The organism is Desulfospira joergensenii DSM 10085 (genome assembly GCF_000420085.1).
Lineage (GTDB): Bacteria > Desulfobacterota > Desulfobacteria > Desulfobacterales > Desulfobacteraceae > Desulfospira > Desulfospira joergensenii.
In genome coordinates this window covers 2,131,987-2,147,510 of the sequence record NZ_ATUG01000001.1, presented here as the reverse complement: position 1 = coordinate 2,147,510, position 15,524 = coordinate 2,131,987, and the positions used below count along the sequence as shown (strand labels likewise).

The 15,524-nt window shown below is 43.2% G+C and carries 11 protein-coding genes; 5 read left to right on the top strand and 6 right to left on the bottom strand.

Features of this window, described 5'->3' with window-relative positions:
* Positions 1-292 precede the first annotated feature (292 nt).
* Positions 293-520: a PEP-CTERM sorting domain-containing protein gene (locus tag F608_RS37355; protein ID WP_084681040.1), complete on the bottom strand. Its 228-nt coding sequence runs from the start codon at positions 518-520 to the stop codon at positions 293-295.
* Between the two features lie 389 nt (positions 521-909).
* On the opposite strand from F608_RS37355, the gene F608_RS0110915 reads away from it, so the two are divergent.
* From F608_RS0110915 to F608_RS0110900, 4 genes are read left to right on the top strand one after another with little or no spacing between them, the layout of a single operon-like run.
* Entirely contained in the window at positions 910-1,890 is a 981-nt protein-coding gene (locus tag F608_RS0110915; protein ID WP_153307481.1) for a hypothetical protein, read from the top strand.
* Positions 1,891-1,941: 51 nt separating this feature from the next.
* Complete coding sequence (locus F608_RS0110910) at positions 1,942-3,765, top strand: hypothetical protein (RefSeq protein WP_153307480.1); 1,824 nt, start codon at positions 1,942-1,944, stop codon at positions 3,763-3,765.
* Positions 3,731-4,387: an ATP-binding cassette domain-containing protein gene (locus F608_RS0110905; RefSeq protein ID WP_022665674.1), complete on the top strand. Its 657-nt coding sequence runs from the start codon at positions 3,731-3,733 to the stop codon at positions 4,385-4,387. Before F608_RS0110910 ends, F608_RS0110905 begins: the two co-directional genes overlap by 35 nt.
* Positions 4,380-5,459 carry an ABC transporter permease gene (locus F608_RS0110900; RefSeq protein ID WP_022665673.1) on the top strand — a complete coding sequence of 360 codons (1,080 nt, stop codon included), beginning with the start codon at positions 4,380-4,382 and terminating at the stop codon, positions 5,457-5,459. Before F608_RS0110905 ends, F608_RS0110900 begins: the two co-directional genes overlap by 8 nt.
* 45 nt (positions 5,460-5,504) lie before the next feature.
* On the opposite strand, the gene F608_RS0110895 is transcribed toward F608_RS0110900, so the two are convergent.
* The 4 genes from F608_RS0110895 to F608_RS0110880 all read right to left on the bottom strand — a co-directional run bounded on the left by F608_RS0110895 (position 5,505) and on the right by F608_RS0110880 (position 11,084).
* On the bottom strand, positions 5,505-6,020 hold the full coding sequence (locus F608_RS0110895) for a hypothetical protein (protein ID WP_022665672.1): 516 nt from the start codon (positions 6,018-6,020) through the stop codon (positions 5,505-5,507).
* Positions 6,021-6,430: 410 nt separating this feature from the next.
* Positions 6,431-7,975, bottom strand: coding sequence for an IS1182 family transposase (locus F608_RS0110890; RefSeq protein ID WP_022665671.1), 1,545 nt, complete (start codon positions 7,973-7,975; stop codon positions 6,431-6,433).
* A gap of 238 nt (positions 7,976-8,213) precedes the next feature.
* Positions 8,214-9,938, bottom strand: a complete 1,725-nt coding sequence (locus tag F608_RS0110885; RefSeq protein WP_022665670.1) for an SPASM domain-containing protein — start codon at positions 9,936-9,938, stop codon at positions 8,214-8,216.
* Positions 9,939-10,349: 411 nt separating this feature from the next.
* On the bottom strand, positions 10,350-11,084 hold the full coding sequence (locus tag F608_RS0110880; protein ID WP_153307479.1) for a hypothetical protein: 735 nt from the start codon (positions 11,082-11,084) through the stop codon (positions 10,350-10,352).
* A gap of 365 nt (positions 11,085-11,449) precedes the next feature.
* Between F608_RS0110880 and F608_RS0110875 the strand changes: the two genes are divergently transcribed.
* Positions 11,450-12,481, top strand: coding sequence for an IS481 family transposase (locus F608_RS0110875; RefSeq protein WP_022663638.1), 1,032 nt, complete (start codon positions 11,450-11,452; stop codon positions 12,479-12,481).
* A gap of 350 nt (positions 12,482-12,831) precedes the next feature.
* On the opposite strand, the gene tssH is transcribed toward F608_RS0110875, so the two are convergent.
* Complete coding sequence (gene tssH, locus F608_RS0110870; protein ID WP_022665668.1) at positions 12,832-15,486, bottom strand: type VI secretion system ATPase TssH; 2,655 nt, start codon at positions 15,484-15,486, stop codon at positions 12,832-12,834.
* Between the last annotated feature and the right edge of the window lie 38 nt (positions 15,487-15,524).

The following is a 15,524-nucleotide window of genomic DNA, read 5'->3' as shown; positions in this document are numbered from 1 at the left end:
ATTCCGGACCCATTCCAACTATAATTCCGGGATTATATGTTTTTTGTGAAGAGAAATGCCAATAGGTATACTGCCCCAGATTACCAGGATTATCATAGAATTCGGGACCGGATGAACCGGGGTGCAGTGTTTATAAATTTCGTTCAGGACACATCATGCTTGCTTCATCGGCCCGCAACGATATGCTACACTTTCTGTCAATCATGTTTTCGTGTGTCCTGTTCCCGTGATGCCAGAGATGAAAAGCCATATAGACAAAATAGTTCTCTACAAACGCAAAAATTTTTCCTTCCTATTTTTTGTAATCAGTATCGCGGTTTCTTCTTAATATGCCGGAGAAGCCGATAAGCCCAAATCCAATGAGTAATATCGTCCCAGGCTCAGGAACCGGTTCAAAAAACAGGTTGTCCAGGCCTAGGCCTGCTGAAAAATCGGATACAAGCGCAATTCGGTAAATAATATCACTGGAAGAAGTGAAAGAAAAATTATCTCCAATCCAGGTTGACTGGCCGGACGCCATCACCGCTGATGCCAGTAACAGATCGTGTGCACCATAGGCATTAACCGTTAAAATTCGCCGGGTTTATCCGGTTCATTTTTGCTATTGAATTCTATTTTCATCAAATACTTCCCTAAGACACAAAAATCCGGTATTGTTTTGTCGACGATATGGTTTTTGTACTCCAAATTAGATACCGGTCACGAATTCACAAACCTTATTATTTGAGAACAAATTTCGTGTGCTAAAGATGAAGATTTTAATAGGTATAAAAACTAAGTTGTCCGGCTAACTAAAATAAGATATAAAATCTTTTTATTGAAATCAGCCAAGCATTCATCCCGGCTACCGACATTTTTTCCCGGCTGATAGCGCAGTTCACAAAATCTGTTAACAATAAATACTGCAAAATGAACTTTCTAAATATCAAAGAGACGATTTTATACTATTTCCCCATATTGGTCGGAGAGCCCGGAAATATTTTAATTTTCCTGATGCTTCTGGGAATCGTTTCTTTCTTGATTAACCTTTTTAAGCAGCAGATTGAAAAAACCGTTGATCGAGTTTCCGACGATAACAGGGAAAATATAAATCAATTTTTACGAAAGTATACCATTCCAATCCTGTTTGTTTTTTTCTTTGTATTATCCATAATAACGCAAAAATGGATTACAGGGGGAGCCATTGCCATCGGCTTTGGGTATTATTTTTTCATTGGAAAACGAATGCCCAAACCATCCTTTTTTAAGGCTTCTTTAGTTTTTTTTATTTTGTTAATTCCAACGGCATTTATTGGCGACCTTGCCGTTTATGATTACAAATTAACAAAAAATGACGAGAAATTTAAAGTTGTTTTCATCTTGTCCCCCTCTAATGAACCTAAATTCATCACCCGCTTTGAAGCGTTCACCAATACATGGAAAGCCATCAAACAATCTGAATTCGTAACAGGTCAAAAAATCAAAGTTTTTCCGGAGCCCCGTCCTCGATCATTGCTTAAATTTTCAAGCAAGTACTCCATGGAGATTGAAAACAATATTGTCCTTTACGGCATTGAAAAGGTAAACCCAATTGATATCGTTGTGATGTGCCAATGGCTATCTTCAGATGAGGATACAGATTACTTTAGAATCAAGCTCTACCGCCTTAAAAATAAGCCCAGATTACTTAAAATAGCGGATAGCTGGGAAGAGGCTCCGGAAGATATATCGGACTGTAAAGGCTCACTTGAAGATGTCATCAAAGCAGCAAAACGAATGATTTTGGATGATACCTCCCCCTCAAACCAAGAGACAGAGACAACAAAAGGAACAGTCAAAACTGAGGATAAAAAAATTAAAAGCGGATATTCCAAAGAGTTGAATACACTAAAATTTCGGTATGATACATGATTGGTTGGGCAGATAATGCAATTTAAAGTTCAAAAAACAAGCAAGATAATTATGCTCATCGGCCTTATTTTAGTCCTATCGTTGGGATACAGCCGCTATGACCGAATCCGTTCCATTCCGCATATGTTTAAATACTTGCCCACGGACATGTCTGTATTTGCGTTATCCTCTTCTTTTGAGACCCTTTGGTCGGGCCTCGAACCTCACTTTGGCAAAGAGTTAAATGAAACCCGCCGGTCACTTGAAAAAGACGATGAGCAGATTGATCCAAGCAAAATTAAGGAATTATTAGGCAGTATACTAGAACTGCATTCCATGCTGAAAGATAAAGGAATCAAAATCAATTCGCCACAGGATTTAGCCGACTTTGGCTTGAACCCAGCCCAAGGCTTTTTATTTTCAATATCCGGACCTTTGGAAGAGTTTTTATCAAACTTGGAAGAAGTTCCGGCGGTATCAATCGTTTTACCGGTTTCAAACCCTTTAAAATTCGAAGACCTGTTAAAAAAACTTGAAATCCTTGAGACAGACAAACCCAGCGTAAAAAGGGTCCCGGATCTGAAAAACCCCTTTACGGCCACTCAGATTTCAGAAGATTTTTTTATTGTTTACCCGGAATCCGGTATTGCCGTTGTCTCCAACCGCATGGAGTTGATGGGGCGCATACTTGATAATCCAAAAGAAAACTTTGATTTTTTCACCAATAACGATGCCTTGGTGAGATCGTTGAATTCTCAAGTTCCGGCAAGAGTAAAAAGTGATGGATGGGTAAGAATTTATGCCCATTCCGCTGCAATCCCTTTTATCAGTAGAGTCATGGCGACACTGAAGTTTCATCGAAACCATATTCTTTTGAACGCAGATTTCGGCATTGATCCCTGCAAGGTGAAGGCTGTAAATCGATTGACCAGCAGTAAAGGGTTGTTCAAGAGGTTAGAATCCCGGATCCCGGTAAAAAGCGGATTCAGCGTAAATATCAGTGACAGCAATCTGCTCTATTACAAAGACCTGTTAATGAAATATGGAGATCGATCCGTTAGAGACACAATTAGAAATTTTTTTCATGGCATTTTAAACGATACCAAAGAGATCCATTCCATTGAAGAAATGGGATTATTTGCCGTTGGAACACGTGGATTGATTCCGGATATGGGAATGGTATTGAAAATATCAGAAACAGATGCGGAAAATTTTGTTTTCGAACTTCAAAAGCGATTCAGAATTGTGCGGGATAAAAAGATTCTCACTGCAGCGATTAAGAGCTACCAAACCGGAAATGATGCCGATATATCAGATCTTATTTCCGCAGGCAGGCTTTCAGAAAAAAAACAACCTTTATGGCATCGTTATAGGATGGACTCTGGAAAAATGATAGCGGGGCAATTTGAAAAATCTGACTTTAATGGCCAGACCTATCAATTTCAGGAATCGGGTTACTCTTTTGCTTTTCTTTACCCGCCCATGACCCGGGATGACTTTACCTATTTATCTGAAGAGTATGACATGGATCAGATAGACACCAAAGCCTTATTGAACGATGGATACCGGCTTTGCAGTGTTTATTATAAGGATCAACTGCTGATCGGGACGGATGCTGAGACATTGAAAAAGCTCATAAATGAAAATTATGGTGAAATCAATAAACCGGATTTACCGGCAATCTACAGACTGAGCGGGCACGGCCGGTTCAAGGCTTCCGTTTATTGCAGTCCCAAATGGATCATTGACCAGGGGCTGCTGAATCCGGACAAGGACCTGCAATCCATGATCCGTCAGAATTTGATCGATCTGGGAAAGTATCGCCATCTTTTGCTATTATTCTCTACAAAGGATAGTAAGAATGAAATCTCCGTATCCGCCGTCATCAGAAAATAAGCTTCAGCATATCTCATTGAGAAATGTCATAAAACGGTATGGTCCAAAGACCATACTTGAAATTGACAGGCTCGATATCGATTCCGGAGATGCAATATTCTTATATGGCCGGAACGGGGGAGGGAAAACCACTTTGATACGGATACTGGCAGGGACAATCACGGTTTCAAAAGGAAGCGTCACCAGATCAAAAGAAAGCCGGAAATTTAATACCGTATTTATCCCCCAGAATGGGGGACTTTACAGACAAATGACAGTCAAAGAAAATTTTCAAATCTGGGCACATTTATACAAACAAACATTTGGAAATGATATTGAAAAACAATGGGTTGTTCAAAAATTGGGTATGGAAAAATATTTGGAAACAAAAGTCAGGGAGCTTTCAGGCGGATTATTCAAACTGGTTGCCATTGCCTGTGGAATCAGCGTTAATCCCCAGGCATTGATGCTGGATGAACCCTTCAGCGGAGTGGACGAAAAAAACAGGGATCGTCTGCATTCCGCATTTGAAGATCTTCAAGGCAATCTTGAATTTTTTGTTCTCACGGGGCACCGACCGGCCGACAGCATTTCCATGAATAAACAGATCCGCCTTTCAAGGGGGAGCATCTCCAATGACTGATCTTTGGAAAATCATTGTCAAGGATCTGATCATTTACGGCAATTCAAAGGGGATGCTTTTTTGGTTATTTCTTTTTCCGATATTATTGCTGATGTTAACCGGAGATATCGGTCTGAAGGACAGCCCCTTAAATCTAATTTTAATTTCAGGTGATGATGCTTATCCCGCCCCGGAAAAGATAGAAGATTATGTAACTGAATTATCCAATGTTAACATTGTGGGAAATAAAATCGAGTGCAACGATATCCGTCATTGCCTCATGGCCAATCAGGCAGATGGTGCCCTTGTCTGGGACCGGCAAAAAGAAAAGTGGTCTGTATACACACTGGATCGTTCAGGGAGTCAATTGCTTTCTATGATTGCTCAATCATTTTCCCAGGAGATATTTTCCTTTTCATCTGTCGTTCTGAACCAAGAAGTGGATAATCCGCCAAATCTATATGTTTTCTCACCTGCGAGATTTGGCAAAGATCTATTCAATGTGCCCATATTCATTACTCTTGTCATATGCCTTTACCCCTTTGTTTTTGCTTCAAGCAGCTATATTCGAGAAAGAGAAGGCGGAACCCTTGAAATCCTGCTGGCCTCTCCCGGAGGTTCTTGGCAGCACATCTATTGGGGGAAAATTATCCTTTCTATTATTCTGACGGTGGTGAGTGTCTCTCTTTTATTAATTTTTTCACAATACTGGTTTAATTTCGGGATGAAAACCGGGTTTATGGAAATTATGCTCGTGCAGGTGTTAACCATGCTTTCATCCGCCTTTTTGGGTTTTGGGCTTTCCACATTTTTGAGAAACAGTCAGGATGGCTACTTGATGTCTGCGATTTATTTGCTGTGCTTGATATTGTTAACAGGCATCATCTTTCCGATTCATCCTGATAGTTTCCTTATCAATGCAATATCTAAATTTTTCCCAGCCACTTTTTCTGCCGAAATGTTTGAAAACTGGCTGTCTTATGGAATTGAACTTCAATACTATTCAAAAGATATCATACCCATCCTGTTTCAATGTGGAGCCTATTTTATGTTTTCCTTAGTCGGCGTTCATTTGGAGAAAAAAAGATTTTAGCCAATGGAATTGTACTATAAGCGTCTATAAAATAATGGCCCGGTCTTATTTTTTTATCTTCCTGAAGACTCCGGCGTCTTTGAACAGTTCCCTATTGTCCCTGTTGGCTAAAAATGCTTTTCTCAGTTCGTCCGTGGTCTTCAGGCTGTCATCCACCACTTCAGTATTCAGTGTTCTGATCGCCAAACGGCCGTCCTTCAATCCATAGGAGGCAACAAAGAAAAGATTTTTCTCATCTTCTTTAGGGGGGCCGTCGTCAGTTCCGATAACCTGAAGCTGAACGCAGGACAAACCGCCGATTTTAATGGGATACCCCCGGTAGTAGATCTCATCATTCCCTCCCGGAGGATAATGAATCAGATATTCCGTGTCTGAGTATTTAAGAATGATCATCCGCTCTTCTTGCTGCGGAGGCTGACCCTCTTTGTTCTGGACCACCTTCCACACACCAAGAACTGCGGGATCCACCGCAATATGGTGCTCTTTTGTCAAAGGGGATTCGTATTGGCAGCCGGCAAGCAGAAAGACGACTGCGGTAAACATCATCATGGTGGTTTTCATTTTGGTGTCTCCTTGATAGATTGTGGTTGTCTCCACTGCATCCCAGGCTAGGGGTCGTTCCGGTATATTTAAAAATCCAGGTTAGGATAATTATTTGCAACTCAGGTAAAACCCGGCATTGCTTTTGTTATTCATGGCGTTTTCGGTGATAGTGGCGGTCTCCAATCATAGACATAATGTGGGGTCTTCGAGTCCTCAAAATTCCTGAAAATTGATGATTTTAACGAGTCTGTAGAATAAGTCATTTTTAGGCGGTAGTCATTTGCCGCTATGAAATTATTCTCAGCCTCTTGTTTTTTATTATTCTATGTTAATTCTGTCGTTAAAATCGATTACGCTATTGTAACTGTTTCTTAAGACCGCAATATCAGCCTCTGATAAAGAGAGATCTGTTCCCCCATGCCCTTCCTTTATGTGGCTGGGATCGAACCATACCGATGTATCTTTTTCAAATTATGCAAAGCGCAGAACAGCAGCCATTGACAATTAACCTTGATTTTCCCTCTCAAAGTGAACCTGTCCAACTTTATCGTATGCCGAATATGGCCAAACACCGGTTCTACTGTCCCGAGCCGCTTGGAATAAATCATCCGACCCAAGGCGGAGTCGATTTTTTGTTTCATCCTTTCCGTGGCTGTGTCCGGGGCATCTTTGTTCTTTGTCCCGCTATGAAAATATGCCACCGATCTCTTGGGAGATCTGTCTGGATGACGAAGGCATTTTGATCTGAGCTTACAAGGGCCGCAAGCGGATTTAGGCGCCTTGAATCGCGTTACAAAATTGCCCTGGGTATCGAAACCTCTGCCACTTCGGTAAAGCCGCTTTCCGGCCGGACACATGCAAAATTTAAAATCAGGATCAAAATAGAAGTCTTCTTTTGAATACAATTGGGATTTTTTCCGTTTTCCTGCGATCTCTTTACGATGCCTTTCTTTGTAGCGGTCATTATCTTTAAACCGGGGATCTCGTTTGCGGAACCGGTTATCGGCCACATAGGCGTCAATCCCTTCTTTAGCCAGCATATCCATATTGTCCTTGGTGTGAAATCCGCTGTCTGCTGTCAAAAGGGTCTTTTCAAAAACACTATCTTCCAGATTGCCCTTTGTGGATTCAATCATCGGTTTCAACAAATCCTGTTCTGGCCCTTTTCCATAGGCTTCGGCACCCACAATCACTTGATGTTTGCTGTCCACCATGGCCAGGCCGTTGTATCCCTGGATATAACCCTTTGATGATTTCATTTTGGCAGAATCGTTATCAGTGATGTTGGACTTTATGGGTTTGCCACCGGCACCCGGTTTATCATCATTGTCGTTTACCCATTCACGGATCTTTTTAATCTGCTTTTGAAGCGTTGCCATATACTTTGCATCGGACTCGATGATATTGTTTTTCTCTTCAATGTCATCGATTTGCCGGTGCTTTTCAATGATATGTTCTATGGCTTTTTCAAGTTTAAGGGCTTTTTTCTTAAAATCGGCCTTGGTGCCGCTCCATTCCTTTGAGGCATTGGAAGGCAGCTTACAGCCGTCCACAGCAAACATTTCCCTGCCGATCAGGTTCATCTCATCGCAGATAAGGATGATTTCTTGAAACAGAGCGACAGCCTCTTCATCCTGGCTGGAAACAAAATCAGCGATGGTCGTGAAATGGGGTCTCGTATGAGCGGACAGGGCCATGAAGATAATGTTTTCTTCGCAGCATTGGGAGATTTTCCGGCTGGATGTGATCCCCCTTGAATAAGCATAAAGAATTATTTTTAAAAGGATCCTGGGATCATAGGCAGGAGCCCCGGTATCATCGTTTTTATACCGTTTGTCGAAAACACTCAAATCCAGTTCATTGTCAATCAAATGACTGAGGGTATATTCGAATGTACCCGGCAGGATCTGTCTGTCAAAATAGACCGGAAGGAAAACACCTTGATCGTATGAATAGTCTTTATATTTGGCCATTTTTTACTCTTGTCTGGTCTGCGGTTTTTCTATTTGTTTTAAAGAAAAATCTAGCACAAATTGATAAGAATCTCCAGTGTTTTCAACCTTTTTCTACAGCTTCAACGTTGGAATCTGCGGCTTGTCCGTCAGCATGTCCGTTGTTGGAATTTATTTGATTTTTTCGTTTTGGCATCGATGAGTGATATGCTAAACCTGATCGGGGGTGTAATGTCGTTTTGTACGAGCCCGACTCTTACTAATTTTTTATAAATGGTGCCAGAATATCAAACTGTTTCTGAAGTTCTGCAAATCTACAATTACAGTAACTGTCTTGATCACAGTTCTCTTTGCGAATACTTTTTCGCTTTCTTTTATGCTTTTCACTATGCCAAATGGTTTGAAAATCATCCTTTTTTATATTCCCAATGCCTTTTGAGTTTTTATCATTTATATAGTTACAACAAATATAAACATCACCTTTTGGGTCTATGACTACATTCATTGGAGAAATCCAGCATTTAAAATTTTTATGGTATGGTATCTTAGCTATAGATAATGAAACTCGTTCTGGATGATTCGTTATTAATTTAGACTCTTCTAATGTATAAAATACTTCTTGTTCAATCTTATCTAAAGATTTTAATTCAGTGTCCCTAGTAGAACGAAATCTAAAATGATCTAATTCCTGGAGTTCATTATCTTTCAAATCATTACGGATATATTCTACGAATTTTTTACAGTTTGAATTTGTAAGTAAATACTTGATTCCTATTTTAGTATCATAATCAAGACTCGCTCGCTTTGTACTTAACAATGTTTTTATATTTTTTTTCCATAGAATAAAAGTATCATTTTGATCTTGTAGAGAGCTATGGTTTACTTCTTGGCACCGACTAACCCTTATATAATCATTAAAAGCACCAAGCGTTCTTTCGGGACAATATTGATGGAGATTTAGCCCGTTTGTAAGCAAACCAAATTTAATACCATTATTAGTTGATCTTACATCCTCAATTATTTTTAAAATTTGTTTAAAATTACTATGTTCAAGTGGCTCTCCTCCACCGGATAATTCAATCCGTTTGACGCCAAAAGAGATTAGATTATGAATAAGTTTATTTAAGATATCAATTTCAATTTCTTCATTTTTATCTTTAGAATTTTCAGAACTGGCATTCGTCCTGAGAGGCTTATACATACAATACGAACAATTTTGTTTGCAATTATATGTAGGGAAAATAATTGCTTGACGAGGCGGTTTGGGTCTTCGTTCAAAGTCGTATAAGTCGATATAAGTCTTCCAGTCTTTGCGGTATGATTTTAATATCGGGTCTTCAAATAAAGCTATTTTAGAATTATGTTTCCATAATTGTTCAAATTCATTTAGGAAACTCAAATAAGAACTTCTTTGTTTGCCTTTTATAATGAAAGTTGGTTGTTCATCAGCTTCTGGGTTTAAACCATATAGAGTTACGATCATATCATCATCTATTGAAATTAGTGAAAATGGCATATTAGTCGTCGATACTCTTAGCATTGGTCTCAAAGAAAGGTTGTTTATTTTAGCAATAACTTTTTCGTAAAGAGTGTCGATGGTGTCTAAAATCTTCTGCTTTAGGATTTGATTAGGGTCATCCAAGTTATTATATGAAATTTCTTTACTAACAGCTTGGATCTGGGTAACTTCTGGAGAATCGGGTGATAATAATAATATACGCATTTTTGTGTTACTGTTACACCAATTAATAAAAGCTTCGGTTTGAGCTCTATTCGAAAACGTTTTTGATAGTGATTGCCCCATAATAATTACTTCCTTAGGAGGCTTTCTTTTTGTATAGAATTTTTCCCACCACTCACCGCTTAGTGAACTTCTTTTATCATAAAAATGCTTTATACCCGCTTTTTTTTCCCCATGCTTAAAACGTTCAAATATTTCTATCCATGCTTTGATGTCACGACCTATTCCAATTGGGTATGCCATTTCATTCTATCCTAATTAAAATAATCTTTATAGCGGCGGATCCGCCTGAATGTTTGGGATCTCCAGCTTAAACAAGTAAAAAAAATTAACTCAACCAAGATGTTGACCGTAGCATCCTATTTTGTTGGACGATGCGGTGGATGAGTTATACCCTATATATATGGATTTTTCTAAAAAAATAGCTCTAAACTCATGAAGTTTGACATACCAAACAAAATTCGTAAGCAATTGTAAGCTATAAAATTATCCGATCTCATCAAATCCAGGCTTTGAATACGATTGCCAAAAAATCTGTAAGTCATTAAAATCATTCTCCTGCTGACGGAGTCAGCATTCGTCCAACGCGGTTCTGACCCTGCTGGGGTTGAGTGCCAACGAAACCCCAGTCGGTGTCCAGCACTATTGTTATGTCTATTTTTTTACATACTTGTCAATTTGTAATAAGAGCTTCTCAGGTTCCTTGCAATAACTTCTTTCAGGCAAACTATCCCAAAAACGTTCAATTGCTGTTCCAAATTCTATTAATGTTTCCTCATTTATATTGAGTACTTCATCAAGCAAACTTGTTCCATAGAGCTCTAAAAGTTCTATGTCTTCATGTTTCTTTATAATATCTGGACGCTTTTTTCTGAGTTCGGCAGCAGATGAACCCTCTCCATGTTTTACAACATTACAGACCAATCTCAATTGATCAATTTCCTTCAATCCCTCAACAGAACCTAAATCAACACCATAATGAATTAGTATTTTTTTTAAATCTCCGAATTTTGAAAAAATATGATTCATTGTGATTTTAAAATTACGCAAAAGCTCGTTATACAAAAAGTGCCGCATTTGTTGTTCAAACGCTTCATACAATGCAATATGCCAGGATGATAAGAGGGCATATCTACCATGATTTAACAAGTCCCAATGTTCAATAGCCTTATCCATGGCATAGTCTGCAACATCTGCAGGATCAATAGATTCAGGAGAATATGAATTATCAAACACCTCTTGAAAATAATCATTAGCATGTTCATCTGCTTCACTATCAATGTTTTCAAAAACTGTTTTAAGCTTAAGATTATATACATCAACAAAGTTTCTAATTTGTTTCTTCAAATATTGTTTGGTCATTTTAGGAAGATATAGTTGTGGTTTCAATTTTAACCTCAGAGACAATGTGATGTGTAGATCTGGATAACTTATATGACTAAATAGCTAACTGGAAAACACGCAGATGTGGAGGATATCCAGATCTTGCTAATTCCTTTATATGTTCAACGCATATCAGGATCGCTGGATCGTGTAAAGCCAAATTGAAAAATAAGGTTTATACATAACGGTAAAGAAAAAATGTTGTAAAGTGGAAAAGTTAAGATCCTACCGGACAGTTTGAAATTGCCATAGGCATAGCCACCTCTCACTGGGGACCTTCCAATAATCCCCAGTGAGAGGTGGCGGTGATAAGCCTTCTCGGATATATTTTTAACGCCAATCAAAAATATGTCCAAAAGGAGAAGAGCATTATGACCGCCAAAAAGAAATTAGCACAGAAAAGACTGACTTTGCTACAGCTTGCTGAAAAATTGGGGAACGTATCCAAAGCCTGCCAGATGCACAAGGTATCTCGAAGCCAGTTCTACGAGTACAAAAGATCTTTCCAGGAGTATGGATTTGAAGGCTTGATTGACAGACCACCAATCCCAGGACCACATCCTAACGAAATTTCTGAAGACACCAAAAATCGCATCATTGCACTTTCATTGGAAAACCCTGCTTTCGGCCAGCAACGGATTGCTGATCAGCTCGCTCTTGAAGGCCTTGCTGTCTGTGCAACCACGATCCGCAATATCTGGAAAAAGGCTGGAATGGAGACAAAATACAAACGCCTCTTAAAGCTTGAAGAGTCGTTGTCTGAAGATTTTGAATTAACAGAGACCCAGATCCGCTTGCTGGAAAAGGCCAATCCTGAGTTCAAAGAACGGAATGTGGAAAGCCATTACTCTGGTTACCTGCTATGCCAGGATACGTTTTATGTCGGGCGACTCAAAGGCGTTGGCAGGGTATACCTACAAGCCGTTGTTGATACATATGGCAGCTTTGCTTTTGGTAAGTTATACACCAGTAAGCGCCCGGAAACAGCGGCGGATGTCCTGTATGACAGGGTTCTTCCTTTTTACGAAGAGAACGATATCTGTATTGAGAATATCCTTACAGACAACGGTACGGAATTCAAAGGGCGGCCAACGATCCATTTGTACGAGATCTTCCTTGAACTCAATGATATCAATCACCGGAAAACAAAGGTGGCCAGTCCAAGGACGAACGGATTTGTGGAAAGATTCAACAGGACAATTTTGGACGAATTTTTCCGTACGGCTTTCCGGAAAAAGCTATATGAGTCCGTTTCCGCTTTACAGGAAGATCTCGACAAGTGGCTGCACTATTACAACTATGAACGGCCTCACCGGGGATACCGCAACCAGGGACGACGCCCATTTGAAACGTTTCAAATGGGTATAGAAATTAAAGGAAGAATGGAAAAGGAATCCGCCTAATAAAAAATAGGCGCCGAGAAGGCTGAGTGTACGGGAGGTATTTGACTTTTACATGTAAAGTTGTGACTGCTTGCATGATCCTCAACCTCAGCCTCCCGAAAAGATTCCGCAAACCAGGGGAATCAGGCAGGGGTGGGGCAAGGGGGTGTCGCGGCGTTAACGGCCAGGCTCGTCAGGACAGAAAGAGACGGCCGTTTCCGCTTCTCAACCGGCCAGGACGGCCGGTTGAGATTTAGCGTAAACCCCCTTGCCCCGCCCCTGCCGGGTAAAGCCGAAAGTCTTAAAATCTGAACCCATGGTCCTTTAAACTGGCTTTTTAAATTCCAGGAAGCCTGGCCGTCCGTAGAAATTCAAACCAGCGAATAATTGAATCCCTCCTCCCCCATGGTGACTTTGATCTTCTGGACCGGTTCTCCTGCGGCCATGCGGGATAAAAGCTCCCGGCTCATCTCGGGCAGCAGGGTGTTGGTCAGGATATGATCCACGTTCCGGGCGCCGGAATCCACCTCGGTGCAGCGCTCGGCAACAGCGTCGATGACGGCATCGTCGTAAGCGAATTCGATCTGGCGGTTGTCGGCCATGCGGCTGACGATGCGATTGAGTTTCAGTCTGATGATCAGCTTCATATTGTCGTCGGTGATAGGAAAGTAGGGCACGACCTTCATCCGGCCTAGGAAGGCCGGCTTGAAATGGGCCTGGAGATCCGGGGTGAGCATCTCTCCTAAAATCGTGGGCTCGGGGATGGTCTCAGGGTCGGCGCAGATCTTCATGATCCGGTCGGTGCCCAGGTTGGAGGTCAGGATGATCAGGGTGTTCTTGAAATCGATGACCCTGCCCTCGCCGTCCTCCATATACCCCTTGTCAAAGACCTGGTAGAACATCTCTGTGACGTCGGGATGGGCCTTTTCCACCTCATCCAGGAGAACCACGCTGTAGGGACGCCGTCTCACCGCCTCGGTGAGGACCCCGCCCTCGCCGTATCCCACGTATCCCGGGGGAGATCCCTTGAGGCCGGACACGGTATGGGCCTCCTGGTACTCGGACATATTGATGGTGATCATGTTCTGCTCCCCCCCATAAAGAAGATCGGACAGGGCCAGGGCCGTCTCGGTCTTGCCCACGCCGGAAGGTCCCACGAGCATGAACACCCCCGTGGGTTTGGAGGGATCCTCGATCCCGACATGGGCGGTCTGGATCACCTGTTCAACGGCGTCAAGGGCATGGTCCTGGCCGATGATCCTCTCCTTGAGCCGGCCGGAAAGGGAGAGGACCGTATCGATCTCATCGGTGAGCATGGAGCCTGTGGGGATACCGGTCCAGCCCGAAATCACGTCGGACACGGTGTCGCAGTCCACGGCAATATGAACCAGGGCCTCCTCTTCCTGGAGGCTTTGAAGCTCGGCCTCCAGCCCGGCCAGTTCGGCCTGTCTCGATTCAAGGCCCTCCTTTTCCTCTTCTTCACTGTCAAAGAGTCCCCGGATCTCTTGATGAAGCTCCCGGATCTTTTCGGCCACGCCCATCTCTTTTTCAAACCGGGCCGTGAGAGCGGACAATTGTTCTTCCTTTTCGGTTTTTTCCTCCAGGATCCGGGTGATCCGTTCGGAATGATCCCTGCCCAGGGCAACCTCTTTTTCCAGAATGGCCTGTTCCCGGCCCAGCTGATCCAGGTGGCGCCGTCCATCTTCAATGGCAGGGGGATCCGTGGTCAGGCCGATGGCAACCCTGGCGCAGGCCGTATCCAGGACGCTGACGGCCTTGTCCGGGAGCTGGCGGCCCGAGATATACCGGGAAGACAGCCGAACCGTCTCCTGGAGGGCCTCGTCCGTGATCATGACATTGTGATGTTTTTCCAGAAAGGGCGCAATGGCCCGCATCATGACCATGGCCTTTTCCTCGTCCGGCTCCTCTATCTTGACCACCTGGAAACGCCGGGCCATGGCTGCATCCTTTTCAAAGTACTTTTTGTACTCGGCCCAGGTGGTGGCGGCAATGGTTCTGAGCTCCCCCCGGGCCAGGGCCGGTTTGAGAAGATTGGCCGCATCCCCGGATCCGGCTGCGCCTCCGGCCCCGATCAGGGTGTGGGCCTCGTCGATGAAGAGAATAATGGGGATGGGGGAGGCCTTGACTTCGTTGATCACGGATTTTAACCGTTCCTCAAATTCGCCTTTGATCCCGGCCCCGGCCTGGAGAAGTCCCAGATCCAGGGTGTGGACGGCCACCCCCTGGAGAACCGGGGGCACGTCTCCTTCGGAGATTCTCAGGGCAAAGCCTTCCACCACTGCGGTCTTGCCCACCCCGGCTTCACCGGTGAGGATGGGGTTGTTCTGCCTTCGCCGGATCAGGATATCCACCATCTGCCGGATTTCAAAATCCCGGCCCAGGACCGGATCGATCTCCCCGTTTTTGGCCTTTTCCGTGAGATTGATGGTGTACTGGGCCAGGGCCTGGGCTTTCCCGCCCCCCCCGGCCGGCGGGGCAGGGCCGTCTCCACGGGTCCCTGGGGCGGCCAAAGCCCCCTCTTCCTGTTCTTCAACCGATCCTGAAGTCAGGTCTGAAAAAGAGTCGCCCAGGGTTTCAGCGGAGATCCTCTCAAACAGGGAGGAGGAGGAAACCAGGGTCCGGGCCGATTCCGAATTGGACAGCAGGGCAAGCAGGATATGGCCGGACCGGACCGAAGAGACTCCGAAATCGACGGATGCCAGAAGCCAGGCCTGTTTGATCATCTCCGGAATCCGGGGGGAGAGGGCCGGGGTCCTGGCATTTCCGGTCTTGAATTTTTCCATGACATCGGTGAGATCCCGGATCAGATGGGATTCGTTGATTTCAAAATAGGAAAGGATCTTGTGAAAGTCCGTATTCTGGATGTCCAAAAGCTTGAGAAAGAAGTGTTCCAGTTCCACATCGTAGTGGGTATGGGACAGGCACAGGCCTGCAGCCGATTCCAGGCTTTTCCGGCAGGCAGTGTTCAGCTTGCCGATCAATGACTTGAGATTTGATACGGACATTGGACTCTCCTTTTGTTTCGGTTTTTAGGCTAAGGGTA

Excerpts from the sequence above, each read along its gene's own strand:
- F608_RS0110875 (WP_022663638.1), top strand. The coding sequence starts at position 11,450 with ATGACCGCCAAAAAGAAATTAGCACAGAAAAGACTGACTTTGCTACAG.
- F608_RS0110900 (WP_022665673.1), top strand. The coding sequence starts at position 4,380 with ATGACTGATCTTTGGAAAATCATTGTCAAGGATCTGATCATTTACGGC.
- F608_RS0110895 (WP_022665672.1), bottom strand. The coding sequence starts at position 6,020 with ATGAAAACCACCATGATGATGTTTACCGCAGTCGTCTTTCTGCTTGCC.
- F608_RS0110915 (WP_153307481.1), top strand. The coding sequence starts at position 910 with ATGAACTTTCTAAATATCAAAGAGACGATTTTATACTATTTCCCCATA.
- F608_RS0110890 (WP_022665671.1), bottom strand. The coding sequence starts at position 7,975 with ATGGCCAAATATAAAGACTATTCATACGATCAAGGTGTTTTCCTTCCG.
- tssH (WP_022665668.1), bottom strand. The coding sequence starts at position 15,486 with ATGTCCGTATCAAATCTCAAGTCATTGATCGGCAAGCTGAACACTGCC.
- F608_RS37355 (WP_084681040.1), bottom strand. The coding sequence starts at position 520 with ATGGCGTCCGGCCAGTCAACCTGGATTGGAGATAATTTTTCTTTCACT.
- F608_RS0110905 (WP_022665674.1), top strand. The coding sequence starts at position 3,731 with ATGAAATCTCCGTATCCGCCGTCATCAGAAAATAAGCTTCAGCATATC.
- F608_RS0110910 (WP_153307480.1), top strand. The coding sequence starts at position 1,942 with ATGCTCATCGGCCTTATTTTAGTCCTATCGTTGGGATACAGCCGCTAT.
- F608_RS0110885 (WP_022665670.1), bottom strand. The coding sequence starts at position 9,938 with ATGGCATACCCAATTGGAATAGGTCGTGACATCAAAGCATGGATAGAA.